The sequence below is a fragment of the Limosilactobacillus ingluviei DSM 15946 genome, assembly GCF_001435775.1.
Classification (GTDB): Bacteria; Bacillota; Bacilli; order Lactobacillales; family Lactobacillaceae; genus Limosilactobacillus; species Limosilactobacillus ingluviei.
The window spans coordinates 1-22,547 of record NZ_AZFK01000077.1 but is presented as its reverse complement, the minus strand read 5'-3'; the positions used below and the strand labels follow the sequence as shown (position 1 = coordinate 22,547).

21 protein-coding genes are annotated in these 22,547 nt (G+C 52.1%); 19 read left to right on the top strand and 2 right to left on the bottom strand.

Annotated elements, in window-relative coordinates; genetic code table 11:
- Window positions 1–89: 89 nt before the first annotated feature.
- Window positions 90–758: a hypothetical protein gene (locus tag FC43_RS08010; RefSeq protein ID WP_056955290.1), complete on the top strand. Its 669-nt coding sequence runs from the start codon at window positions 90–92 to the stop codon at window positions 756–758.
- A 43-nt stretch (window positions 759–801) separates the two neighbouring features.
- Here the strand turns inward: FC43_RS08010 and FC43_RS08005 are convergent, their stop codons facing one another.
- A complete protein-coding gene (locus FC43_RS08005; RefSeq protein ID WP_056955289.1) occupies window positions 802–1,263 on the bottom strand; it encodes a low molecular weight protein-tyrosine-phosphatase in 462 nt (153 codons plus the stop codon).
- Between the two features lie 132 nt (window positions 1,264–1,395).
- Between FC43_RS08005 and FC43_RS08000 the strand changes: the two genes are divergently transcribed.
- The 7 genes from FC43_RS08000 (at window position 1,396) to FC43_RS07970 (ending at window position 7,816) form a co-directional block, all read left to right on the top strand.
- Complete coding sequence (locus FC43_RS08000) at window positions 1,396–1,962, top strand: LemA family protein (protein WP_040470053.1); 567 nt, start codon at window positions 1,396–1,398, stop codon at window positions 1,960–1,962.
- A 10-nt stretch (window positions 1,963–1,972) separates the two neighbouring features.
- Window positions 1,973–2,857 (top strand): zinc metalloprotease HtpX, encoded by an 885-nt coding sequence (gene htpX / locus FC43_RS07995; RefSeq protein WP_056955288.1) that lies wholly within the window; start codon window positions 1,973–1,975, stop codon window positions 2,855–2,857.
- A 119-nt stretch (window positions 2,858–2,976) separates the two neighbouring features.
- Window positions 2,977–4,362, top strand: coding sequence for a UDP-N-acetylmuramoyl-tripeptide--D-alanyl-D-alanine ligase (locus FC43_RS07990; protein WP_019206527.1), 1,386 nt, complete (start codon window positions 2,977–2,979; stop codon window positions 4,360–4,362).
- A 114-nt stretch (window positions 4,363–4,476) separates the two neighbouring features.
- On the top strand, window positions 4,477–5,964 hold the full coding sequence (gene cshA / locus FC43_RS07985; protein ID WP_056955287.1) for a degradosome RNA helicase CshA: 1,488 nt from the start codon (window positions 4,477–4,479) through the stop codon (window positions 5,962–5,964).
- Between the two features lie 3 nt (window positions 5,965–5,967).
- Window positions 5,968–6,333, top strand: a complete 366-nt coding sequence (acpS, locus tag FC43_RS07980; RefSeq protein ID WP_019206530.1) for a holo-ACP synthase — start codon at window positions 5,968–5,970, stop codon at window positions 6,331–6,333.
- On the top strand, window positions 6,330–7,454 hold the full coding sequence (alr, locus tag FC43_RS07975; RefSeq protein ID WP_056955286.1) for an alanine racemase: 1,125 nt from the start codon (window positions 6,330–6,332) through the stop codon (window positions 7,452–7,454). The genes acpS and alr overlap by 4 nt, the downstream gene beginning before the upstream one ends.
- Complete coding sequence (locus FC43_RS07970; protein WP_019206532.1) at window positions 7,454–7,816, top strand: type II toxin-antitoxin system PemK/MazF family toxin; 363 nt, start codon at window positions 7,454–7,456, stop codon at window positions 7,814–7,816. The genes alr and FC43_RS07970 overlap by 1 nt, the downstream gene beginning before the upstream one ends.
- Window positions 7,817–7,870: 54 nt before the next feature.
- Here the strand turns inward: FC43_RS07970 and cbpA are convergent, their stop codons facing one another.
- Window positions 7,871–8,503 (bottom strand): cyclic di-AMP binding protein CbpA, encoded by a 633-nt coding sequence (gene cbpA, locus FC43_RS07965; RefSeq protein WP_056955285.1) that lies wholly within the window; start codon window positions 8,501–8,503, stop codon window positions 7,871–7,873.
- A 188-nt stretch (window positions 8,504–8,691) separates the two neighbouring features.
- On the opposite strand from cbpA, the gene pth reads away from it, so the two are divergent.
- The 11 genes from pth (at window position 8,692) to lysS (ending at window position 22,138) form a co-directional block, all read left to right on the top strand.
- Entirely contained in the window at window positions 8,692–9,252 is a 561-nt protein-coding gene (pth, locus tag FC43_RS07960) for an aminoacyl-tRNA hydrolase (protein WP_040470014.1), read from the top strand.
- A gap of 124 nt (window positions 9,253–9,376) precedes the next feature.
- Window positions 9,377–12,883, top strand: coding sequence for a transcription-repair coupling factor (mfd, locus tag FC43_RS07955; RefSeq protein ID WP_056955416.1), 3,507 nt, complete (start codon window positions 9,377–9,379; stop codon window positions 12,881–12,883).
- Window positions 12,870–13,136 (top strand): RNA-binding S4 domain-containing protein, encoded by a 267-nt coding sequence (locus tag FC43_RS07950; protein WP_019206536.1) that lies wholly within the window; start codon window positions 12,870–12,872, stop codon window positions 13,134–13,136. Before mfd ends, FC43_RS07950 begins: the two co-directional genes overlap by 14 nt.
- Window positions 13,137–13,235: 99 nt before the next feature.
- Window positions 13,236–13,598 carry an FtsB family cell division protein gene (locus FC43_RS07945; RefSeq protein ID WP_056955284.1) on the top strand — a complete coding sequence of 121 codons (363 nt, stop codon included), beginning with the start codon at window positions 13,236–13,238 and terminating at the stop codon, window positions 13,596–13,598.
- A 107-nt stretch (window positions 13,599–13,705) separates the two neighbouring features.
- Window positions 13,706–14,197 carry a S1 domain-containing RNA-binding protein gene (locus tag FC43_RS07940; protein ID WP_056955283.1) on the top strand — a complete coding sequence of 164 codons (492 nt, stop codon included), beginning with the start codon at window positions 13,706–13,708 and terminating at the stop codon, window positions 14,195–14,197.
- Window positions 14,197–15,567: a tRNA lysidine(34) synthetase TilS gene (gene tilS / locus FC43_RS07935; protein WP_056955282.1), complete on the top strand. Its 1,371-nt coding sequence runs from the start codon at window positions 14,197–14,199 to the stop codon at window positions 15,565–15,567. Before FC43_RS07940 ends, tilS begins: the two co-directional genes overlap by 1 nt.
- Window positions 15,560–16,105, top strand: a complete 546-nt coding sequence (gene hpt, locus FC43_RS07930) for a hypoxanthine phosphoribosyltransferase (protein ID WP_019206540.1) — start codon at window positions 15,560–15,562, stop codon at window positions 16,103–16,105. The genes tilS and hpt overlap by 8 nt, the downstream gene beginning before the upstream one ends.
- Before the next feature lie 176 nt (window positions 16,106–16,281).
- Window positions 16,282–18,393 (top strand): ATP-dependent zinc metalloprotease FtsH, encoded by a 2,112-nt coding sequence (ftsH, locus tag FC43_RS07925; RefSeq protein ID WP_056955281.1) that lies wholly within the window; start codon window positions 16,282–16,284, stop codon window positions 18,391–18,393.
- Window positions 18,394–18,561: 168 nt separating this feature from the next.
- Window positions 18,562–19,449, top strand: a complete 888-nt coding sequence (gene hslO / locus FC43_RS07920; protein ID WP_056955280.1) for an Hsp33 family molecular chaperone HslO — start codon at window positions 18,562–18,564, stop codon at window positions 19,447–19,449.
- 151 nt (window positions 19,450–19,600) lie between these two features.
- Window positions 19,601–20,602, top strand: coding sequence for a tRNA dihydrouridine synthase DusB (gene dusB / locus FC43_RS07915; RefSeq protein WP_056955279.1), 1,002 nt, complete (start codon window positions 19,601–19,603; stop codon window positions 20,600–20,602).
- Window positions 20,603–20,644: 42 nt separating this feature from the next.
- The gene (lysS, locus tag FC43_RS07910) at window positions 20,645–22,138 is read left to right on the top strand and encodes a lysine--tRNA ligase (RefSeq protein WP_056955278.1); all 1,494 of its coding nucleotides are present in this window, start codon (window positions 20,645–20,647) and stop codon (window positions 22,136–22,138) included.
- Window positions 22,139–22,547 lie beyond the last annotated feature (409 nt).

Sequence of the window (22,547 nt, the reverse complement as noted above, 5' to 3'; positions counted from 1 at the left end):
GTGACGAACTAGCCGAGAAATGTTACAATAATGTTACTAGCTCCCCTGGGGGCAATGATACTTGGCATTAATAGGATGGAGGATAATTTATGAGCAGCCAAATTACCAAGCGCATTTTAATCAGTACCGCCGCGTTGGGGATGGCGTTGTCGCTGGCGGCTTGTGGCAGTTCAAAAGCCACTAGCGATAATTCATCCTCATCCACGACGAGTCAAACGACTAGTGCGGCCGCGAAAGCCGTTAAACAAGCCAACCACTTAATCAGTCAGGGTAAGTACCAAGCGGCCCTAGACACCTTAAATGAGGTGGACCACCAAACGACGACGACCAAGGCCTTACGCCGGGACCTCCGGAATTACTTGGCCGCCAAGGAAAGCTTGAAGAAGAACAATTTAGACGAAGCCACGACCAGTTTGTCGACGGTCAAATCGTCCAGTGCCACGATGAAGTCGGCTTATGGCAAGTTGCGCAGCCAGATCGCCTCGGCCAAGGAAAGTACGGGCACGGGAGCCCCACTGCCAAGCAACCAACCCGTGGCCAATGCGGCGGCCGCCAGTGCGACGAGCGAGGATGTCATCAGCAGTTTTGCCAACCAGGCTGGTTTCAATAAGGAAGGCTACGGGATTATGCCGATCAGCAAGAACGGGGACGTTTACCGCTTCGAAGTCCGGCAGGATAATTCCGACAAAACGATTGCCAACTTTATTGGGATCTATGATTACAACCAAGCGACCAAGCAAATTACCCAAATTCAGTAAGCAAAAAGCGACGCCTCGTGATGAAGGCGTCGCTTTTTTATGTTTAAAGGTGTTTTTGGACGTAGGCCAACCAATACGGCAAGGCCCGCTTTAAGCTGTCGTAAGTATCTTGAAAGCGGTGGGTATACCACGGATCGGGGATCGCCTCACCCTGGTGGCCAGGAGTTAAGTCGTTAATCGCAAACAGGCGATCTTGGTATTGCTTGGGGGCCCGGCGTTTTAAATCGGCCATGTTCATTTCATCCATACCGATAATCAGATCATATTCGGCAAAGTCGGCCGCCGTCAGCGGGCGGGAACGGTGGTGGCGATCATCAAGCCCGTACTTGGCCAGGATCTTTTGGGTGCCCGGGTGGGGCCGATTCCCTTCTTCATAGCTAGATGTGGCTGCTGAAGCAACTTCAACTTGGTCCGTTAAGCCGGCGGTTTGCAAGTCGTGATAAAACATCGCTTCGGCCATTGGTGAACGGCAAATATTGCCGAGGCAGACAAATAAGACTTTCATTTTTTCCCTCCAAATCATGAACTAAATCAATGATACGGAAAGAAAAGGGATTTGGCTAGTCAGGGGGCAGGGGACTTGGTACAATTAACTGATAAACGAAACGGAAGATGAAGGAGGAAAAATTTTTTAATGATTGCTTTAATTATTCTGCTGGTGGTTATCGTTGCCGTGGTCATTTGGTATGTTGCAACTTATAACGGTTTGATTAACCTTAAGACGCATGCGGATGAATCTTGGAGCCAAATTGACGTCCAGCTGCAACGCCGGAATGATCTGATTCCTAACCTCTTGGCGACGGTGAAGGGGTATTCGAAGTACGAAAAGAAGACCTTAGAAGAAGTTACCCAGTTGCGCCAACAAATTGTTAATTTGCCAGCGGGGGATCACCAAAAGCTGATGGAAGTTTCTGACAAGCTGAGTGGGGCGCTGAACTCCTTGTACGCAGTTGCGGAAAACTACCCGGACTTGAAGGCCAGCGCTGAATACAGCAAATTGATGGAAGAGTTAAGCAACACCGAAAACAAGATTGCCTACTCGCGCCAATTGTACAATTCGGTTGTGGCCAACTTTAACGCAAAGATTCAAAACTTCCCGGCCAACCTCGTGGCGAAAAAACATCACTTTACGGCCTTGGATTACTTGCAAGTACCACAAGAAGCCAAAGCGGCCCCGCAAGTTTCGTTTGATGATTTAGACTAGGGGTTGGGCGATGTTATACCAACAAATTGCGATGAATAAGCGCCGGACGGTTTACGTCATGGCCGGTTTTACCTTGCTAGTGGCCCTGATTGGGGCGGCGGTGGGCCGCCTCTTTGCTGGTAGTGCGACTGGCGGGGTTGTAATTGCGTTGATTATTGCCTTGATCTATACCTCGGTGATGATCGGGCAATCCACGGATGTCGTGATGCGGATGAATAATGCGCATGAAATTACCAGTGCGGACCAGTTTCCAGCCCTATGGCACGTGGTCGAAGACATGGCCTTGGTGGCCCAAGTCCCAATGCCGCGGGTCTTTGTCATTGATGATCCCAGTCCCAATGCCTTTGCGACCGGGAATAATCCTGAGCATGCGGCGGTAGCAGCGACCACCGGCTTGTTGCAACTCATGGACCGGGAACAATTAGAGGGGGTAATGGCCCACGAAATGACCCACGTCCGGAATTACGATATTCGCTTGCAAACGATTGCCTTGGCCCTAGCGTCAGCGATTGGCTTATTGGTGAACTTTGCCAGCCACGCTTGGTGGTTTGGTGGGGCCAATCGCGATGATGACCGGCGGGATGGCGGTGGCGCCTTGGCCATGGTGGGATCCTTGCTGTTGATTATTTTAGCGCCGTTAGCCGCGTCAATTGCGCAGATGGCACTGTCGCGCAACCGGGAATACCTGGCTGATGCGGGGGCCGTTGAACTGACGCGTAATCCCCAGGGCATGATCCGAGCATTGGAAGCCTTAAAAGGCGCGCCAGCCATGCAAAATGCTGACCCGAACAGTTCGGCCCTGTACATTAATGAACCGGCCGGGGAAAAGTTCAGTCATCTTTTTGATACCCACCCGCCGCTGGACGCGCGGATTGAACGTTTGAAACAAATGTAAGTGAACAAGGAATTGAGGGCCGCGGCCCTCTTTTTTGGTTGGTGGTTCGCTTCACACTTCGTTCAGTGATATAATCAATAATTGACTAATACGAGATCAGAAGAAGAGGAAGTAAACCGATGAAAATGGAATTAGCCGAAATCGCTAAAGCGGTGCAGGCGCAAAATGACATTTCCCAATGGCAAGATTTAACGGTTACCAGTGTGGCGTTTGATAGTCGGACGCTGAACCCGGGGGCTTTATTTGTGCCATTGGCCGGCGCTCAGGATGGGCATAAATTTGTCGCGAATGCCTTCGAAAACGGGGCGGCGGCAGCCTTGTGGGCGGCGGATCACGATTACATCGCTGACGGCCACCCCCGCTTGGTAGTCGACGATCCCCTGGCGGCTTTGCAGGCCCTTGGCAAGTACTACTTGCATAAGATTAATCCAATGGTTGTGGCGGTAACCGGCAGCAATGGCAAGACGACCACTAAAGACATGATTGCAGCCATCCTGGCGACCCAAATGAACGTCACCAAGACCCATGCCAACTTCAATAATGACATTGGGGTGCCAGTGACGCTGTTGAACATGGATGCCAGCACCGAGGCAGTGGTGGTTGAAATGGGGATGGACCATTTTGGTGAATTGGATGCCTTGAGTCGGCTGGCCACGCCTGATATTGCCGTGATTACGATGATTGGGGAAGCCCACATTGAATTCTTTGGCACCCGTGATAAGATTGCCGATGCCAAGATGGAAATTACCCATGGGCTCCAAGAAGATGGGTATTTGGTCTTTAATGGGGACGAACCGTTGTTACAAGCCCGGGTGAAGGAGTTGGCCCAAGCCCACCGGACCTTTGGGCGCCAATTGGACAACGATCTTTACGCGACCAGTGTCACCCCCGCTGATGATCACGTAACTTTTAAAGTCAATGAATGGCCAGACGAAACCTTTACCATCCCAGTGGTGGGGGAATACAACGTCAACAATGCCTTGGCGGCGATGGAAGTCGGCCGCTTGCTGCACGTGACCCCAGCCCACATGAAGCAGGCGTTGGCGCACTTTGATCTGACGGCCAACCGCACGGAATGGGTCCTGGGGCAAAATGGGGAACGCATTTTATCGGACGTTTATAATTCGAATCCGACGGCGGTCAAAGAGGTCGTTAAGACCTTGACCGAAGTGCCCGCCCAAGGGAAAAAGGTGTTGGTCTTAGGGGATATGTTGGAACTCGGCGCGGCGAGCGCGGAATTGCACGCAAGCTTGGCGGACAGTATCAGTCATGAACAATTTGCTGAAGTCTACTTGATCGGGACCGAAATGGCCGCTTTGCGGGATCGCTTATTGGCTCAAGGCTACCCGACCAGTGACTTGCACTACTTTGCAGCGACTGCTCAGGCTGAAATGGCCCAAGCCTTGGCCGCAGATTTGCAAGCGGGGGATGTGGTCTTGCTCAAGGCCAGCCATGGCTTACACTTGGAGCAGACCTTAGCCGTCCTGCGCCAAACGGCAGAATAGCAGTTCAAAACGTTGCGGCAACGGAAATGAAAGCCTCCTTGCCGCAATTTTGCGTTATAAATAAGGGCTTTTCCACGAACTTACTAAAACAATCAAGTAACATGAGGTGACAATTTGAAATTTGGCGAACTAGGTTTATCAAAGAATTTATTACGAGCGATTCAGAAGAGTGGTTATGAAGAAGCAACCCCCATTCAAGAACAGACCATTCCCCTGGTCTTAGCGGGCCAAGACGTGATTGGGCAAGCCCAGACCGGGACCGGGAAGACGGCGGCATTCGGGTTGCCATTGTTGGAACACGTTGATTTGGATAATCCCGCCATCCAAGCGATTATTATTTCGCCGACCCGGGAGTTGGCCATCCAAACGCAAGAAGAGCTGTTCCGTTTGGGACGGGATAAGCACGTGAAGGTGCAAGTCGTGTACGGTGGGGCGGATATTCGCCGCCAAATTAAGGCGCTGAAACAGCATCCCCAAATTTTGGTGGGGACCCCGGGGCGGCTGCGGGATCACCTCAACCGGCAAACGGTCCAATTAGACCACGTGCAGACCTTAGTTTTGGACGAAGCCGACGAAATGTTGAACATGGGCTTTTTGGATGATATTGAAGCAATCATCAAAGAAACGCCAGCGACCCGGCAAACCTTGCTGTTTTCCGCTACGATGCCACCAGCGATTAAAAAGATCGGCGTCCAATTTATGCAAGACCCGCAAACGGTGAAGATTGCGGCCAAGGAATTGACGACGGACTTGGTGGACCAATACTACATCCGGGCGAAGGATTACGAGAAGTTTGATATTATGACGCGCTTAATCGATGTCCAAGATCCGGACTTAACGATCGTCTTTGGGCGGACCAAACGCCGGGTGGATGAATTATCCCGGGGCTTGTTGGCGCGGGGGTACAATTCGGCTGGCATTCACGGTGACTTGACCCAGGAACGCCGGACGAAAATCATGAAGCGCTTCAAGGCCGGCGAATTGGATATTTTAGTGGCAACTGATGTGGCCGCGCGGGGCTTGGATATCTCGGGCGTAACTCACGTTTATAACTACGATATTCCATCCGATCCCGATTCTTACGTGCACCGGATCGGCCGGACGGGGCGGGCCGGGCACCACGGGGTGTCGTTAACGTTTGTGACGCCCAACGAAATGGACTATCTGCACGAAATCGAAAAGCTGACGAAGGTGCGGATGCTGCCATTGAAGCCGCCAACCGAAGAAGAGGCCTTCCGCGGGCAAGTGGCCAGTGCGGTCAATGACATTCAGACTTTGATTCAAGACCCGACGACGGAAAAGTACCAAGAAGCGGCCGCCCAGCTCTTGGAAGATCATCCGGCCGTTGAACTGGTCGCGGCCTTATTGAATGATCTGACCAAGGATTCCGCGGAACAAGTGCCGGTCAAGATTACGCCTGAACGGCCCCTGCCCCGGCGGAAAAATGATCGCAAGGGTGGTTTTCGGGGGCACGGGAAGGGCAACCGCCGCAACTTCCACCGGGAATCCCAACGGCACTTCAATGGTCGGCGCAACAATCACCGCCGCCACCGCGATGGCAATCAAAAGCCAGCTTTCCGCCTCCACCATAAAGAGGATTAGGCCATGATTGTCGGAACGGGAACCGATATCCAAGATTTAGCCCCGGTTGAACGGGCCTTAGCGCGCAATGATCAATTTTTGAAGCGGGTCTTAACCCCGCAGGAGCAAGCCCAGGCCCAACAATTGCATGGCCAACGGCTGGTGGAATACGTTGGCGGTCGTTGGGCCACCAAGGAAGCCTTTAGCAAGGCCTGGGGGACCGGGATCGGCAAGCAAGTCGGCTTTCAAGATATTGAGGTTTTAAATAATGCGCGGGGCAAACCAGAAGTGACGCGTTCGCCGCACTCGGGGACGGTCTGGGTGTCAATCAGTCATACCAACGCCTTAGCGCTGAGCTTTGTAATTTTGGAAAGAAGTGAAAACGCATGATTAGTGCACAATTACGGGACGCCAAGGTGGTCGTTGATTTGGCAGCCCTCAAGCATAATTTCCGGACCCAGTTGGCCCAATTGCCAGCTGGGAGTCAAATTTTACCCGTCGTAAAAGCCAATGCGTATGGCAACGGATTGGTACCAGTGGTCAATGCTTTAAAGGATGAACCGGCAGTTGGCGGTTTTTGCGTGGCCCTCTTGGACGAAGGGCTGGCGTTGCGAGCGGCGGGGGTTAACCAGTTAACCTTGGTCTTAGGGATTACCCCAGTTCAATATGCACCAGTGGCCGCCCGGGCCGGCATTTCACTAACGGTGGGGGATGTGGCGTGGTTGAAGGCTTATTTGCAACTTGCCCAAGCCAGCCAGCTGACGACCCCGTTAAAGGTTCACTTAGGAATCGACACTGGCATGGGCCGGATTGGCTTTACCGATCCGGCGGCCCTGCAAGAAGCCGTGGCCTTGTTGGCCGACCCCCATTTTGAATTTGAAGGTCTGTTTACCCACTTTGCAACGGCTGACAGTGCCGATGATCAATATTTTAAGGCGCAAGTCGCCAAGTGGCAGGCGATGTTGGCAGTGGTCAAGGAAAAACCCCGCTATGTCCACGCGGCTAATTCGGCAACGGCCTTATGGCATTCGGACCAAGTCGCCGTTAATTACGTGCGGATGGGGATTTCACTGTATGGCTGTAATCCCTCAGGGTGTGAACTAACGCCAACCTGGTCCCTGCAGCCGGTGACCGCGTTGGAAGCGCGGCTGACCTTTGTGAAGCAGCTCAAAAAGGGCGCGTCGGTTAGTTACGGAGCCACTCACACGGCCCCAACGGATGAATGGGTCGGCACGGTCCCGGTTGGGTATGCGGATGGTTACCCGCGCAGCCTTTCGGGGGGAAGTGTGCTGATTAACGGGCAACGCTGCCCAATCTTAGGTCGGATTTGCATGGATCAATTTATGGTCCGGCTGCCTCAAGCCCTACCGGTGGGGACCAAGGTCGTATTGATTGGCAAGTCGGGGGATGCGGAGATTACGGCGACCGATTTGGCTGATCGATTAGGGACCATTAATTATGAAGTACTGACCGGCTTAAGTGACCGGTTGGCCCGGGAGTATCGGGAATAATGGCTGAATTTAAGCGGACGCAAGAAATCATGCGGGGCGACGTGTATTACGCCGCGTTGGATCCGGTGCTTGGCTCGGAACAAGGTGGGGTGCGCCCAGTTTTAATCGTGCAAAATGACGTTGGAAATCTCCACAGTCCCACGGTGATTGTGGCAGCGATTACGACCAAGCTGACCAAACACCGTTTGCCTACCCACGTCTTTTTAGCGGCCGCCGAATCCGGCATTGCCAAAAATTCGATGATTTTATTGGAACAGGTGCGGACCATTGATAAACAACGTTTGCGCCAACGGGTGACCCACTTGGGCCCGTTGGTGATGAAACGCGTTGATCATGCTTTGCGGATCAGTGTTCATGTCTAAAGTAAAAAACAACCTGAGGAAAAGGATGCTTTTTCCTCAGGTTGTTTTGGTTTGTTAAGGATGCAAGTCTTCGATTTCAACCACTTCATAGCCCCGCCGGTTCAGGCGCTTAACGATGCGATTGAGCCGGGTTTCGTCTACGTCGGCCGGTAAGGTAAACAGGATTTCTTTGGTTTGGTCATCGTGAGGCGCCAGCGAAATCACGTTGACAATTTGAGTGAAACGGGTGATTTCCTTGGCTAACGTGGACAGGTCGCCCCGTTCATCAGGGACCCGGATGGTTAAGACGTAACTGCCGGCGTTGACGTTCCAAGCTTCGGCTAAGAGCTTCAGTAAGCTGTTATGGGTTAAGATCCCGTAGAAATGATTATCGACGTCGAGGACCGCGATGTAAGGCAAATCCCGGATGGTAAAGAACACGGTGTAAAAAGACGCTTTAATTGAAATGAATTTCGTCGCGTTTTTCAGCAGTGCCGTTACCGGCAGGCTCATGTCGCCCCCGCGGGATTTATGCCGGTAAAGGTGCATTTTATAGATGTTGCCGCGAAACAGGGTCCCGGTCGGATCCAAGACCGGCACACAGCGGTAGCCCGAATCCTCTAAGACGGTTAATGCTTCGGCCAAAGTGGCATCTTCTGACAAGGTCGTGAGGGTTTCCTTAGGCTTAATGAGAGATTTAAAAATCATAATTGACTCCTTAATTCCGTACGCTTTTCTGCCGTCCATCATCATACCACAAATGGTTTGAAAATGAGAGGGGGATGAGAAAGAAAAGTGATTTTCGGGTAAACTTCGCCAAGGGTTTCGGCTTCGCCTATTGTGGAAAGTTCGGTATAATAAAAGGGATTGACAAAAAACATTGAGGTGAAAGAACAGTGAAAATGATTGTTGGCTTGGGCAACATCGGGACACGTTACGATGAAACCCGCCATAATACTGGCTTTATGGTTGTGGAACAGTTTGCTCGTGATTACCACCTTGGCGCTTTTACGCACGCCAAGGTTGAAGCAGTGGTGGCTTCTGGAATGGTGCACGGGGAAAAGGTTTTGTTAGTGAAGCCGACGACCTTTATGAATGAATCGGGGCGGGCGGTTAAGCCGCTTTTGGATTATTATGATTTGACGCTGGATGATTTGGTAATCGTCAATGACGACTTAGACATGCCCGTGGGCAAGGTCCGCTTAAAAACCCACGGCAAGTCCGGGGGTCACAACGGTTTAAAGAGCATCATCGCGCACTTAGGGACGGATCAGTTTAACCGGGTAAAAGTCGGGATTGATCACCCGCAACATGGCACGGTGGTCAGCCACGTCCTGGGGAAATTCACGCCGGCAGAACGCAGCGACCTTGATGTGGCCATCCAACGGGCCGAAGATGCGTTGGCAGATTGGGTCAAGGGGGCCAGTTTTGCCACTTTGATGAACAATTATAATTAGTAGGTGGCAAGTTCGGTGCTTACAAAGCGGCCAAGGAAAAATCGTTTATCCGGGTCTAAAAACATAATGTGACTGATTGAAAAAGCCAAAGGGGGAAGCGACGATCGTACAACTGACGGATTTAATGGCTACGGCCCCACAATTTGCGGGGATTATCCACAGTATTGAACACCAGCAGCGTCAATTGATTACTGGGGTGGCTGGTTCAGCCCGGACGCTTTTGTTGGCGGCCTTGCAAAAACGCTTGGCCGGTCCGCAATTGGTAGTGGTCGACAGCCTTTTTCACATGGAAGAACTGGTTAATGATTTGACCAATTTATTGCCCGAAACGGCCGTCTATGCCTTTCCGGCCGAAGAAAGTCTGGCCCTGGCGCAAGCAACCAGTTCGCCTAATTATCGCTTGGCCCGGGTGCTGGCCATGCAGGCGCTGTTGACCAAGCAGCCCGCCCTGGTGGTTGCCCCGGCGGCGGGGTTATTGCGCCCCTTACCTCAGCCCGCGGCTTTTCAGGCGGCCCAATTGTCACTAACGGTCGGGGCGGAATTAGATTTAACCACGACCGCCACGCAGTTAGCAAAGATGGGCTACGTCCGGCAAAAAATGGTGGCTGCGCCGGGGGACTTTGCAATTCGCGGGTCGATTTTGGATATCTATGCCCTGAATACCCCGTATCCCGTCCGGGTCGATTTGTTTGATACGGAAATTGATTCGTTGCGCTACTTTGAGGCCGACAGTCAGCGGAGTTTGCAAAATATTGAAGCGGCTACGATTTTGCCGGCGACCGAATTGGTGATGGACCAAGCGGCTACCCAACGCGCCGCCGCGGCGCTGCAAGCCGAGTTGACTAAACGTCAGGCCGAATTGCCAGCTGAACAACAGGACCAGTTGGCCCATGCCTATGCGCCAGTGATCGAGGAATTAAAAGTGGGGCACGTCTCGGAAAAAATGCTGGGGTATCCAGCGCATCTCTATGAAACCCCCGCTTGGCTCGGCGACTATCTGCCCACCAGTGGCAGCTGGATCATCGATGACTTGGCCCGGATTAAAGAACAGGCTAAACAACTGGTGGCTGACCAAGCGGCGTGGCAAAGCAGTCACCAGCAACCCGCCAGCCCGACGTTCGACTTGGCCCGGCGCTTAACGACGCAGCCGCAGGCCCAGACCTACCTGGCGCTGTTTAAGAAAGGGTTAGGTGGCTTGCAATTTGCCAATCTGGTTGATTTACATGCGCGGCAGATGCAACGCTTCTTTGGCCAGGTCGACCTCCTGAAGAGTGAGTTGCAACGCTACGTGGCCCAAGGTGAGACGGTGGTGATTTTAACCGCGAGTGAACAACGCCGCCGCAAAGTAGCGAACGATTTAGCCACCTTGGGCTTATCAGTGGTTGAAACGGCGGGAGCTGACTTACAGCCGCACCAGTTGCAACTGGTGGCGGCCAGTTTAAATCATGGCTTTGAGTTACCGCCCGCCCAATTGGCCGTCATTACGGAAGGCGAACTGTTTAAACAGTTGCAAAAACGCCGGGTGCGGCCCCAAAAGCTGTCCAATGCGGAGCGCTTGAAGTCATATACGGATTTAAAACCCGGGGACTTTGTGGTCCATGTTAATCACGGGATTGGGGTCTTTGCGGGGATTAAGACGATGCAAGTCGACGGTGTCCACCAAGATTATATTGTGATCGATTACCGGGATCACGCGCAGATCTTTGTTCCCATCACCCAGTTGAACCTGGTCCAAAAATACGTCGCAGCCGAAGGAAAGCAACCCCGGATTAATCGTTTGGGGGGCAGTGAATGGGCGAAGACCAAGCATCGGGTGGCTGCCAAGGTCGAAGACATTGCGGATGAATTGGTGGATTTGTATGCGCAGCGGCAAGTCGCCAAGGGGTATGCTTTTCCAGCGGACGATTATTTGCAGGAAAAATTTGACCAGGAGTTTCCGTACGTGGAAACGCCCGACCAATTGCGCAGCATCGATGAAATCAAGGCCGATATGGAAGCCGCCAAGCCGATGGATCGGCTGTTGGTGGGGGACGTTGGCTACGGGAAGACTGAAGTGGCGATGCGGGCCGTTTTTAAGGCCGTCGCTGGGGGCAAACAAGTGGCCTTTTTAGTCCCCACGACGATTTTGGCGCAACAGCATTTTGATACCCTAACTGCCCGCTTTGAAGGCTTTCCGATCTCTGTGGCCTTAATGTCGCGTTTTAAGACGCGGGCCGAATTAAAAGAAACTGAGCAAGGGCTGGCCGCTGGGACGGTGGATGTGGTGATCGGCACCCACCGGATTTTGTCCAAGGATGTTCATTTTAAGGACCTGGGCTTGCTGATTATCGATGAAGAGCAGCGCTTCGGGGTTAAACATAAAGAACGTTTGAAGCAGCTGAAGACCAACGTTGACGTCTTAACGCTGACCGCCACGCCGATTCCGCGAACGTTGCATATGTCAATGCTGGGGGTGCGCGACCTTTCGGTGTTAGAGACACCGCCCAATGGTCGTTACCCAATTCAAACTTACGTCTTAGAACAAAATGCCGGGGCAATTCAAACCGGTATTCGGCGGGAAATGCAACGGGGTGGCCAGGTATATTATCTGCACAATCGGGTCGGCGATATTGAACGGGTTGTCGCCGAATTACAAACCTTGGTCCCGGAAGCCCGGATTGGCTACATCCACGGGCAAATGACCGAAGTTCAGCTCGAAGGGGTCTTATATGACTTTATTCGGGGCGAATATGATGTCTTGGTGACGACTTCAATCATTGAAACCGGGGTGGATATCCCGAACGTCAATACCCTCTTTGTGGAGGATGCTGATCGGATGGGCTTGGCCCAGCTCTACCAAATTCGGGGCCGGATCGGCCGTAGCAACCGGGTGGCCTTTGCTTACTTTATGTACCAGCCAAACAAGGTCCTGACCGAGCTGGGCGAAAAGCGCTTAGCGGCGATTCGGGACTTTACGGAATTAGGGAGTGGCTTTAAGATTGCGATGCGCGACCTCTCGATTCGCGGCGCGGGCAGTCTGTTAGGCAAACAACAGCATGGCTTTATCGATTCCGTCGGTTACGACTTGTATTCGACCATGTTGGCTGAAGCGGTTGCGCAAAAGCAGGGGAAGGCCCCCGTTAAGCATTCGGATGCCGAATTGGAACTGGGGATTGAAGCGTACTTCCCCGATGCCTACATTAGTGATCAACGGCAAAAGATCGAATGGTACAAGGCGCTTAGAAACATTGCTTCGCCAGCTGAATTGACCGACTTGACCGGCGACCTTTTGGATCGTTACGGGGATTATCCGGCTCCAGTGGCGACGTTGCTGCAGGTAGCTGAGCTGAAATTACGGGCTGACCAGGCCCAATTAGCGGCGATTCGCCGGCAAAAGGATAATCTAATGGTGGAATTAACCCCCGTGGCCACCCATCAGCTGACCCCCCCGCAGATTATTCAAGCGCTTGCCAAAACGCGTTTTAAAGCGACGCTCGGGGAAGAGGCTGGACGGCTGACCGTCCGGTTGATTATCCAACCGAAGATGACCACGACGCTCTGGTTGCAACAATTGATTCAATTTGTAGCCGGTTTGCAGGCGACAATGCAAAAAACAAACAAGGATGGAGGAAATGCAGATGCGACTCGATAAATTTTTAAAGGTTTCCCGGATTATCAAACGGCGGACCTTGGCCAAGCAGATTGCCGACCAAGGCCGGATTTTAATTAACGACAAGGCGGCCAAGTCGTCTTCTAAAGTTGCGGTAGGCGATGTCTTGACGATCAAATTTGGCAATAAGACGACCACGGTCAAAATTGATCGCATTGAAGAAACGACTAAAAAAGCCGATGCGGAACTCATGTACACGATTGAAAAAGAAGAGTACGCCGAGACATTTGATTAGCCCCAAAAAGGTGATGAATTTAACGCCACGCCTAGACAGGCCCGGGCCCCTGTGCCATACTAACATTGAATAGGCAATTTTTAGGAAGGGGCGAGCAATTTGGCGCAACACCGGGTCACTAAATTAGATAATGCTTACACCAGAGCGCGGGAACAGCAAGGGCAGTTCAACCGATCCTACCGGACCCAAGTCCACCTACGCCGGGCGGCCTTGATCGGGAGCGTCTTTATGATCATAACCTTAATTTTAGGTTTTCAATTGTGGTCGGCTCACCGCCAGTTAAACCGGGTCGATGCGCAAATTTCCACGGCCAAAACGACCCTCAAGCACAAGCAGGCCCAAAACGCCAAGTTGAGCAAGCAAAATCGCTTGCTCAAGGATCCGACCTATCTGCAAGAATTGCTGCGTGAAAAATACAACTTCGCTAAGAAGGGCGAGATCATCTATAATTTTGTTAAATAAAGCGGTCACATTCGGTGGGGAGTATGGTATACTCTACTACAATGATTTTTAAGAATTTTTAAAGGACGGGAGGACCCGTCACGAGGAATTAGGAGGATTTGCTGTTCATGGCAATTGAAGAAGGCGCAAAGGTTTCCGGTAAAATTTCGGGAATTACGAATTTTGGGGCATTTGTTGATTTGGCCGACCACCAGACCGGGTTAGTGCATATCAGCCAGATTTCCAATTCGTTTGTCAAGGATATTCACGATATCTTAGCCGTTGGGGATGAAGTCACGGCGAAGGTCGTGAAAATTGCTCCCGACGGTAAGATTGCTCTGTCAATGAAGGCGGTGGAAGAACGCCCGGCCAAGTCAGCCCGGCCAGCTGCCGAGAAGCATTTTGAGCATGCCAAGCCTGTGCACCATGATCACCGTGACGACCATTTTCGGCGCGCGCCCCGGGCCCAAGCCACTTTCGGGGGGCGGAGCAGCCACAAAGGCAACGACGACTTTAATTCCATGTTGGCTTCCTTCATGAAGGAAAGCGAATCCCGGCTCTCAACCTTAAAGCGCCAAACGGATGGTAAGCGCGGCGGCCGGGGCGGTCGGCGCAGCTGATGGCTCCCGATTTAACTGAACAAATTAAGCGACCCCTGGCTGGGAGTCGCTTTTTTGCTGTGGGCGCTCCGATTGTCGTGGCGACTTCGACCGGGGTTGACTCAATGGTCCTCTTGGCCTTGCTGCAAGAGGTGGTACCACCTGCGCGCTTGATCGTTGCCCATTTTAACCACCGCTTGCGGGCACAAAGTGAAACCGAAGCGGCCTTTTTACGGCAGTATTGTCAGGAGAGGGCCTTACGGGTCGAGATCGGCCACTGGGCACACCCCCGGACGAATGAGGCGGCGGCTCGGCAGGCCCGCTATGCGTTTTTGGCCCAGGTAATGCGGCAGACGGGCGCTAAATTACTGGTCACGGCGCATCATGCCAATGACCAAGCCGAAACGATTTTGATGAAGCTGGTCCGCGGGGGCGACTTGCACCAATTGGTCGGCTTGCAGGAACGGCGCCCCTTTGCGGGGGGCGAGTTGGTCCGGCCACTGTTGGGGGTTTCTAAAGCCACCCTGCAGGCGTGGGCCAAGCAGCACGCTTTGCAATGGTTTGAAGATGCGACCAATGCCGACCTGACTATTACGCGAAACCGGTACCGCCACCAATATTTACCCCTGCTCCAACAAGAAAACCCCCAATTGGTGCGCCAACTGGCGGATTTTGCGGGGCAACTGACGGATCTCTTGGCTGACGAACAGGCGCATTTGGATCAACAGCTGCTGACGATGGCGAAGGACAACCACTTGGATTTGACCGCTTGGTGGGCTTGTTCGGCCCCCAATCAACGGCAATTATTGCGCCGGTGGCTCAATCAGCAGGGGGTTATGGTACTAAAGCAAACCAGTTTGCAGCAATTGCAAAAACGCTTGGCTCCAGCAGCGCGGCCCAACCAAGTGTTTACTTTGCCCGGCCAGTGGTGTTTGGTCCGGAATTATCAAGAACTGCGCCTAGAAAATCAAAAGAATTTGGCGCCGGAGGGCCTGCTTGGCCCAGAAAGTATGGTAAAATTTGCCCAATGGCAAGTCGTAACGCCGACCTGGCGCGCGATGGTGCTTCCAGCTGGGACCCCACCGCCGCTGCAGGGTCAAATCGTGGCGACGATGTGGTTACCAAATGCGGCGCTGCCGTTGGTCTGGCGCCCGGCGCGGCCAACGGATCGCCTCCGGTTAAAGGGGGGTGGCCACCAAACCGTGCGTCGGATTTGGATTAATCAAAAAATCGCGCCGGCTGACCGCCGCCAGGCCCGGGTGTTGGTGGATCAGTTGGGACGCGTGCTGTGGTTGGTGGGGGTCAAGACCGCCTGGTGGGATTGGCCCCCAGCCACCTCAGCGGGCCAAGCAGTGCAATTGATTCAGGGAAGGGTAGAGGAACATGAATAACGATATTGAGCGCGTATTGTATAGTGAGGCGGAAATTCAAACCCGGATTGGGGAAATGGCCAAAGAAATTGAGGCTGATTACCAAGGCAAGCGGCCAATGGTCATTTCCGTTTTGACGGGAGCAATTTTGTTTACGGTGGATCTGTTGGAAAAGACAGACCTGTACACCACTTTGGACTTTATTGATGTCTCTAGTTACTTTGGGGCAGCTGAATCTTCGGGGCGAGTTGAATTGGTTCGCGATTTGAAGTCCGATGTGGCAGGCAAGGACATCTTGATTTGTGAAGATATTATTGACTCAGGGCGGACCTTGCAATACTTGGTAGACCTGTTGAAAGAGCGGGGCGCCAAGTCAATCAAGGTGGCGACGATGCTGGACAAGCCAGCTGGTCGGGATGCCAGTGTGACGGTGGAAGCGGATTATGCTGGCTTTATCGTACCAAATGAATTCTTGGTAGGTTACGGTTTGGATTATGAGGGTTACTACCGCAACTTGCCATACGTTGGGGTGTTAAAGCCGGCCGTCTACACGAAATAATGGTTCAAGCAGCCCTGCGTCCTGCTGAGTGGGCGGAGGGTTACTTTTTGTCAGAAAGCTTGACTAATTAATGGTCAACGTTAGTCAAGTGTGGTATATTTATGCCATTATGAATGGCGCAAGCCGTTGGATTTTCAAACTGTGGCCGATACAGGCGACATGAATAGGAGGTTGTTATGAACAACAATCGAAAGAACAACGGGTTCACTCATAACGTCCTGTTCTATTCAGTGATCTTTTTGTGCATCATGGGGATTGTCTACTACTTCTTTGGCGGCAACACCCATACGGGGCAGACAAAAGAAGTTTCCCAAAGCGAATTTATTGCTGAATTAAAGGACGATAAGATCAAGAACTTTACTGTGCAACCAAACGGTGGGGTTTATAAGATTACTGGGACTTACAAGCACGCCCAAACGGCTGAAAACAGCAACAAGGGTGGCTTGGCTTTTGCCGGGCAAAGTTCCAGCACTACCAGGAACTTCCAAAGTTCGGTCTTGCAAAGCGATGTGACGATCAATCAATTGCAGAAGTACGCAGAACGCGAACACGTCAAGATCACTACAAAGCCAGAGGAGTCCAATAGTTTATGGTCGAACCTCTTGATTACGGTCTTACCGTTAGTGATCATGATTTTCTTCTTCTACATGATGATGGGTCAAGCAGGCCAAGGTGGCGGTGGCCGGGGAGTGATGAGCTTTGGGAAATCCAAGGCCAAGCCGGCTGACGCTAAGGACAATAAGGTCCGCTTCTCTGACGTGGCCGGGGAAGAAGAAGAAAAGCAAGAATTGGTCGAAGTCGTTGAATTCTTGAAGAACCCAAAGAAGTTTATGAAGTTAGGTGCCAAGATTCCATCCGGGGTCCTCTTGGAAGGCCCGCCAGGGACAGGGAAGACCCTCTTGGCCCGGGCGGTCGCTGGGGAAGCCGGCGTACCGTTCTTCTCTATTTCCGGGTCGGACTTCGTGGAAATGTTCGTTGGGGTTGGGGCCAGCCGGGTCCGGGACCTCTTTGAGCAAGCCAAGAAAGCGGCGCCGGCGATCATTTTCATCGATGAAATCGATGCGGTAGGTCGCCGTCGGGGCAACGGTATGGGCGGTGGCCATGATGAACGGGAACAAACCTTAAACCAACTCTTGGTTGAAATGGACGGGTTCCAAGGTGACGAAGGGGTCATTGTGATGGCCGCTACCAACCGGGCTGATGTCTTGGACCCCGCGCTGTTGCGGCCGGGGCGGTTTGACCGTAAGATTCTGGTCGGCCGGCCGGACGTCCGGGGGCGCGAAGCCATCTTGCGCGTTCACGCCAAGAACAAGCCGTTGGCCAGTGATGTCGACTTAAAGGAAATTGCCAAGCAAACGCCTGGTTTTGTCGGGGCCGATTTGGCCAACCTGTTGAACGAAGCGGCCCTCTTAGCTGCCCGGCGCAACAAGTCGGAAATTGACGCCGCTGACGTTGATGAGGCCGAAGACCGGGTCATTGCTGGGCCGGCTAAGCGCGATCGGGTGATCTCCAAGCAAGAACGGCGGACGGTCGCCTTCCACGAAGCAGGCCACACGATCGTTGGTTTAGTCTTAAATGATGCTCGCGTTGTCCACAAGGTGACGATTGTGCCCCGGGGTCGCGCCGGCGGTTACGCAATCATGTTGCCAAAGGAAGACCAAATGCTGATGTCCAAGAAGAACGCGATGGAACAAATCGCGGGCTTAATGGGGGGCCGGGCGGCCGAAGAATTGATCTTCAAGTCTCAATCCTCCGGGGCATCGAATGACTTTGAACAGGCAACCCAAATTGCCCGGGCAATGGTTACCCAATACGGGATGTCCGATAAGATCGGACCGGTGGAATTACAATCTTCCGGGGCGGTCTTTACCGGGCAAGAATTTGGCCAAGCTCCGTACTCAGAAAAGACGGCGGCCTTAATTGACGAAGAAGTTCGGCGGATTTTGAATGAAGGGCATGAAGAAGCGCTTCACATCATTGAAACCCACCGGGAACAACACCGGTTGATTGCCGAAGCCTTACTGGAATACGAAACGCTGGATGAAAAGCAGATTCTCAGTCTGTACAAGACCGGCAAGATGCCAGAAAAGGCGGTTGAAGAAGCCGATAGTGAACAACGGGCGCAAACCTTTGAAGAAGCCAAGCAAGAATTGGAACGTAAGGAAAATGCGCGGGCGACGGCGGACCAAGAGTCAGCCGCTGACCAACCGACGACCAGTGCGGATCAACCAAGCACCACTGATGCTGACGACGATCAACCCGCGGATTCAGATCAACCAAAAGAATAGGCGAAAGCGAAGAGCTCACGGGGGCTCTTCGTTTTTTGTTACGGGGCTTGGTGAGCAAGATGGTGTTCATCAAGGCTTTTTAGCTGGCTTAGCGTAGTCTGGCTTGACAGTGGCCAAGCAGATCAGTACATTGGATACTTAGAAGTGAGGTACGAGGAGGAAAAATCAATGAACGACTATTTAGTGAAGAGCACAGCCATGAACGGCATGTTTCGGGCTTATGCAGTTAACGCTTCGCATTTGGTAGAACAGGCCCACACCATTCATGACACGTGGTCGGCATCATCAGCCGCGTTGGGGCGGACCTTGGTTGGGACGACCCTCTTGGCCACAGCGGGCTTACAAGGCGCTGGGCGACTGACAGTTAAGATCCAAGGGGATGGCCCGGTAGGCTTTATCGTGGCGGATGGGGATGCGGCCGGCAACGTCCGGGGTTACATTAAGCAACCCCATGTCAACCTGCCCTTAAATACGCAAGGTAAAATTGATGTTAAGGGGGCCGTGGGGACCAACGGGGTGCTGTCCGTGACTAAAATGGCTCCGGGGGATAAGACGCCTTATACCGGGGAAGTGGAACTGGTCTCGGGTGAATTAGGTGAAGACTTCACCTACTACCTGGCTCAGTCGGAGCAAATTCCGTCGGCGATGGGGGTCTCGGTCTTTGTCAACAGCGATGATTCAATTGCAGTAGCCGGGGGCTTCTTAGTGCAAGCTTTGCCGGGCGCCAGTGATGAAGCTTTGCAAACTTTGGAACAATCTTTAAAGGAGCTGCCTTTGGTTTCGGAGTTGTTGCGCGCTGGGAAAACGCCAGAGGACATTTTGCGCTTGATCTTTAAGGATCAGGAGTTGAAGCTTCACGAAACCATGCCGGTGCAATTCCACTGTGATTGTTCCAAAGAACGCTTTGGGCACGTCTTGGCAACGCTCAAGCCAACTGAATTGCAGGAAATGATTGAGCAAGATCATGGGGCGCAAGCGGTTTGCCAATTCTGTGGGCGCCATTACCAGTTCAGTGAAGCTGAATTACAAGCAATGCTTGCCCAACAGCAAAAGTAAATTAACGCAACCGGTGGAGCGGTTGCGTTTTTTTCTGGCGGCGCGCCGCAAAAAATGGTATGTTAAAGTTTGTGTATAAAAAAGTCGAGCCTTGCAAGTTATTTTGTCGTTGTTTTACAATCAATGTGGCAATTAATGAAGGGGGAAAAAGATGGAATGGCAAATCGGGGATTTAAAGATCCCAAATCAAGTTGTGGTCGCACCGATGGCTGGGGTAACCAATAAAGCTTTCCGGGTCATTTGTAAGAAGTTCGGGGCTGGTTACGTGGTCTGTGAAATGATTTCCGACCGCGGGATTATGTACAAGAACAAAAAGACCCTGTCGATGACGGGCGTCGATCCCGAAGAACACCCGATGGGGATTCAAATCTTTGGGGGGACCAAAGAGACCTTAGTCGAAGGGGCCAAGTTTATTGACCAACACACGGATGCGGATGTGATTGACATCAACATGGGTTGTCCCGTCAATAAGGTAGTTAACATTGACGCCGGTTCGCGCTGGTTGCTTGACCCAAAGAAGGTTTACGAAATGGTTGCCTACGTCGTCGATGCGGTTCAAAAGCCTGTGACCGTGAAGATGCGGACTGGTTGGGATGACCAACACATTTATGCGGTTGAAAATGCCCTGGCGGCCGAAAAAGCGGGGGCCGCGGCGTTGGCAATGCACGGTCGGACCCGGAAACAAATGTATTCTGGGCATGCGGATTGGGACGTGTTAAAGGAAGTTGCCAGTCAGTTGACGATTCCGTTTATGGCCAACGGGGATATTCGTTCGGCACAAGATGCCAAGTATGTCTTAGATTATACTGGGGCAGATGCGGTCATGATCGGTCGGGCGGCCATGGGGAACCCGTGGATGCTGACACAAACGGTTCACTATTTGGAAACGGGGGAACTTTTACCCGAAGCCACGCCCGCTGAAAAACTGCAGACGGCCAAGGATCACCTGGCCCGCTTGGTTGAGCTGAAGGGTGAACACACGGCCGTGCCGGAATTCCGGGGCCAGGCGGCTTACTACTTGAAGGGGATTCCCCGCTCGGCGCGGACCAAGGTCAAGGTGATGGAAGCTACGACCCAACAAGAAGTCATTGATATCTTTGACGAATTCATTGAGAGTTTAGAACAACGGGCGGCCTTGCGGCAAGCTCAGTAAATGGTGTGGGGTGTCCCGCGCTCAATAAGGAGGATTTAATTCATGGCAAGTGAAGAAAAGCTGAACGACCAGATGATTGTCCGGCGTGAAAAGATGCAAGCGTTGAAGAACCAAGGGGTGGCGCCATTTGGGCACCGCTTTGCGCCGGATCATGATCTGTCATCCGACATTCATGCAAAGTATGATGCAAGTGATGGGGAACTGCTCTTAGAACAAGGCAACATCGTAACCATCGCGGGGCGCATGGTTGCCAAGCGGGGGAGCGGTAAGGCCAGCTTTGCGGACCTTTTGGACCGGGGCGGCCGGATTCAATTTTACGTGCGCCAAGACATGGTGGGCGAAGAAGCCTACCAGCTGTTTAAGGACTCTGATATTGGGGACTTCTGGGGGATTACGGGGGATGTGATCAAGACCCGGATGGGTGAATTGACGGTTCGCGCCCACGAAATCACTTTCCTGACTAAGGCTTTGCGGCCGTTGCCAGACAAGTACCATGGTTTGCAAGATCCCGAATTGGTTTATCGCCAACGTTACTTAGACTTGATTACCAACCGGGAAAGTTTTGAGCGGTTTGTAAACCGGACCAAGATTATTAAGGCGATTCGGCGTTACATGGATGACAATGGCTTTCTTGAAGTCGAAACGCCAATTTTGGAAAATGTGGCCTCTGGAGCGGAAGCCCGGCCATTTATTACCCACCACAATGCCTTGGACATTGACATGTACATGCGGATTGCCACGGAATTGCGCTTGAAGCGGTTAATTGTCGGCGGAATGGAACGGGTCTATGAATTAGGGCGGATTTTCCGGAACGAAGGGATGGACTTAAAGCACAACCCGGAATTTGATACGATGGAAACCTATGCGGCTTACTTTGACTTCCATGACGTAATGGAAGAAACGGAAGGGATCGTGAAGGCGGCAACGAAGGCGATCTACCCGGACCTGAAGTTTGAATACCAAGGGACGGCGATGGACTTTGCCAAGCCATTTGCTCGCTTGCACATGGTTGATGCGATCAAGGAATACACCGGGATTGACTTCTGGGAAGAAATGTCAATTGAACAAGCCCGCCAGTTGGCTGATGAAAACGGGGTGGCTTACGAAAGTTGGTGGAAAGTTGGTCATATCATCAATGCCTTCTTTGAAGAAAAGGTGGAAGACCACTTGGAACAACCAGTCTTTATTTACGGGCACCCAGTTGAAATTTCACCGTTGGCGAAGGTAAACGAAAAGGATCCACGCTTTACGGACCGGTTCGAATTGTACATTTTGGGGAGCGAATTTGCGAACGCCTTTAGTGAATTGAACGACCCAATTGATCAACGGCAACGGTTTGAAAACCAAGCCAAGGAACACGCTGAAGGGAACGATGAATACCAACCAATTGATGAAGACTTTGTGGAAGCTTTGGAATACGGGATGCCGCCAACGGGTGGCCTCGGGGTCGGAATTGACCGGTTGGTAATGCTGTTAACGAATGCCAAGTCGATTCGGGACGTCCTGCTCTTCCCAACGATGCGGCCAAAGAAGTAATTTTTGAGCTTAAACGCTGTTCAGGCGACGCCCTGAGCGGCGTTTTTACATAATCCTCCCCGTTTCGGGACGAAAAAAATCAATTTGGGTTCTTCGTTAATTAAGCGGTATCTTAGGCTTGTTACGGGGGAGTACATTCACAAAGTTCGTCTTTGAAGTCATTGTGATGGTCTGATTAATTATAATGTTCGTTTTACCTAAAAAACTGATAAAAACCTGCTGAAATCATGTTGACAGTTCTTGGATAAGCTTGTATATTAGATATCGTTGTCACGGCAGTTGAATATATCGCTGCTGGTCAGCTCTAAACAATTTAAAAAAGTTGTTGACAGCGAGTTGATGATTTGATAACGTATAAGAGTTGCTGATGCAGCTAATCAATCAAGAGCTTCAAAAATTAATTAAAAAA

What these genes read in the sequence shown, in the direction of transcription:
- dusB (WP_056955279.1), top strand. Translation starts at nt 19,601, where the DNA reads ATGGAATGGCAAATCGGGGATTTAAAGATCCCAAATCAAGTTGTGGTC.
- FC43_RS07970 (WP_019206532.1), top strand. Translation starts at nt 7,454, where the DNA reads ATGGCTGAATTTAAGCGGACGCAAGAAATCATGCGGGGCGACGTGTAT.
- cbpA (WP_056955285.1), bottom strand. Translation starts at nt 8,503, where the DNA reads ATGATTTTTAAATCTCTCATTAAGCCTAAGGAAACCCTCACGACCTTG.
- FC43_RS07940 (WP_056955283.1), top strand. Translation starts at nt 13,706, where the DNA reads ATGGCAATTGAAGAAGGCGCAAAGGTTTCCGGTAAAATTTCGGGAATT.
- FC43_RS07950 (WP_019206536.1), top strand. Translation starts at nt 12,870, where the DNA reads ATGCGACTCGATAAATTTTTAAAGGTTTCCCGGATTATCAAACGGCGG.
- FC43_RS08010 (WP_056955290.1), top strand. Translation starts at nt 90, where the DNA reads ATGAGCAGCCAAATTACCAAGCGCATTTTAATCAGTACCGCCGCGTTG.
- lysS (WP_056955278.1), top strand. Translation starts at nt 20,645, where the DNA reads ATGGCAAGTGAAGAAAAGCTGAACGACCAGATGATTGTCCGGCGTGAA.
- mfd (WP_056955416.1), top strand. Translation starts at nt 9,377, where the DNA reads ATGGCTACGGCCCCACAATTTGCGGGGATTATCCACAGTATTGAACAC.
- htpX (WP_056955288.1), top strand. Translation starts at nt 1,973, where the DNA reads ATGTTATACCAACAAATTGCGATGAATAAGCGCCGGACGGTTTACGTC.
- FC43_RS07990 (WP_019206527.1), top strand. Translation starts at nt 2,977, where the DNA reads ATGAAAATGGAATTAGCCGAAATCGCTAAAGCGGTGCAGGCGCAAAAT.
- ftsH (WP_056955281.1), top strand. Translation starts at nt 16,282, where the DNA reads ATGAACAACAATCGAAAGAACAACGGGTTCACTCATAACGTCCTGTTC.
- hpt (WP_019206540.1), top strand. Translation starts at nt 15,560, where the DNA reads ATGAATAACGATATTGAGCGCGTATTGTATAGTGAGGCGGAAATTCAA.
- acpS (WP_019206530.1), top strand. Translation starts at nt 5,968, where the DNA reads ATGATTGTCGGAACGGGAACCGATATCCAAGATTTAGCCCCGGTTGAA.
- tilS (WP_056955282.1), top strand. Translation starts at nt 14,197, where the DNA reads ATGGCTCCCGATTTAACTGAACAAATTAAGCGACCCCTGGCTGGGAGT.
- FC43_RS08005 (WP_056955289.1), bottom strand. Translation starts at nt 1,263, where the DNA reads ATGAAAGTCTTATTTGTCTGCCTCGGCAATATTTGCCGTTCACCAATG.
- alr (WP_056955286.1), top strand. Translation starts at nt 6,330, where the DNA reads ATGATTAGTGCACAATTACGGGACGCCAAGGTGGTCGTTGATTTGGCA.
- hslO (WP_056955280.1), top strand. Translation starts at nt 18,562, where the DNA reads ATGAACGACTATTTAGTGAAGAGCACAGCCATGAACGGCATGTTTCGG.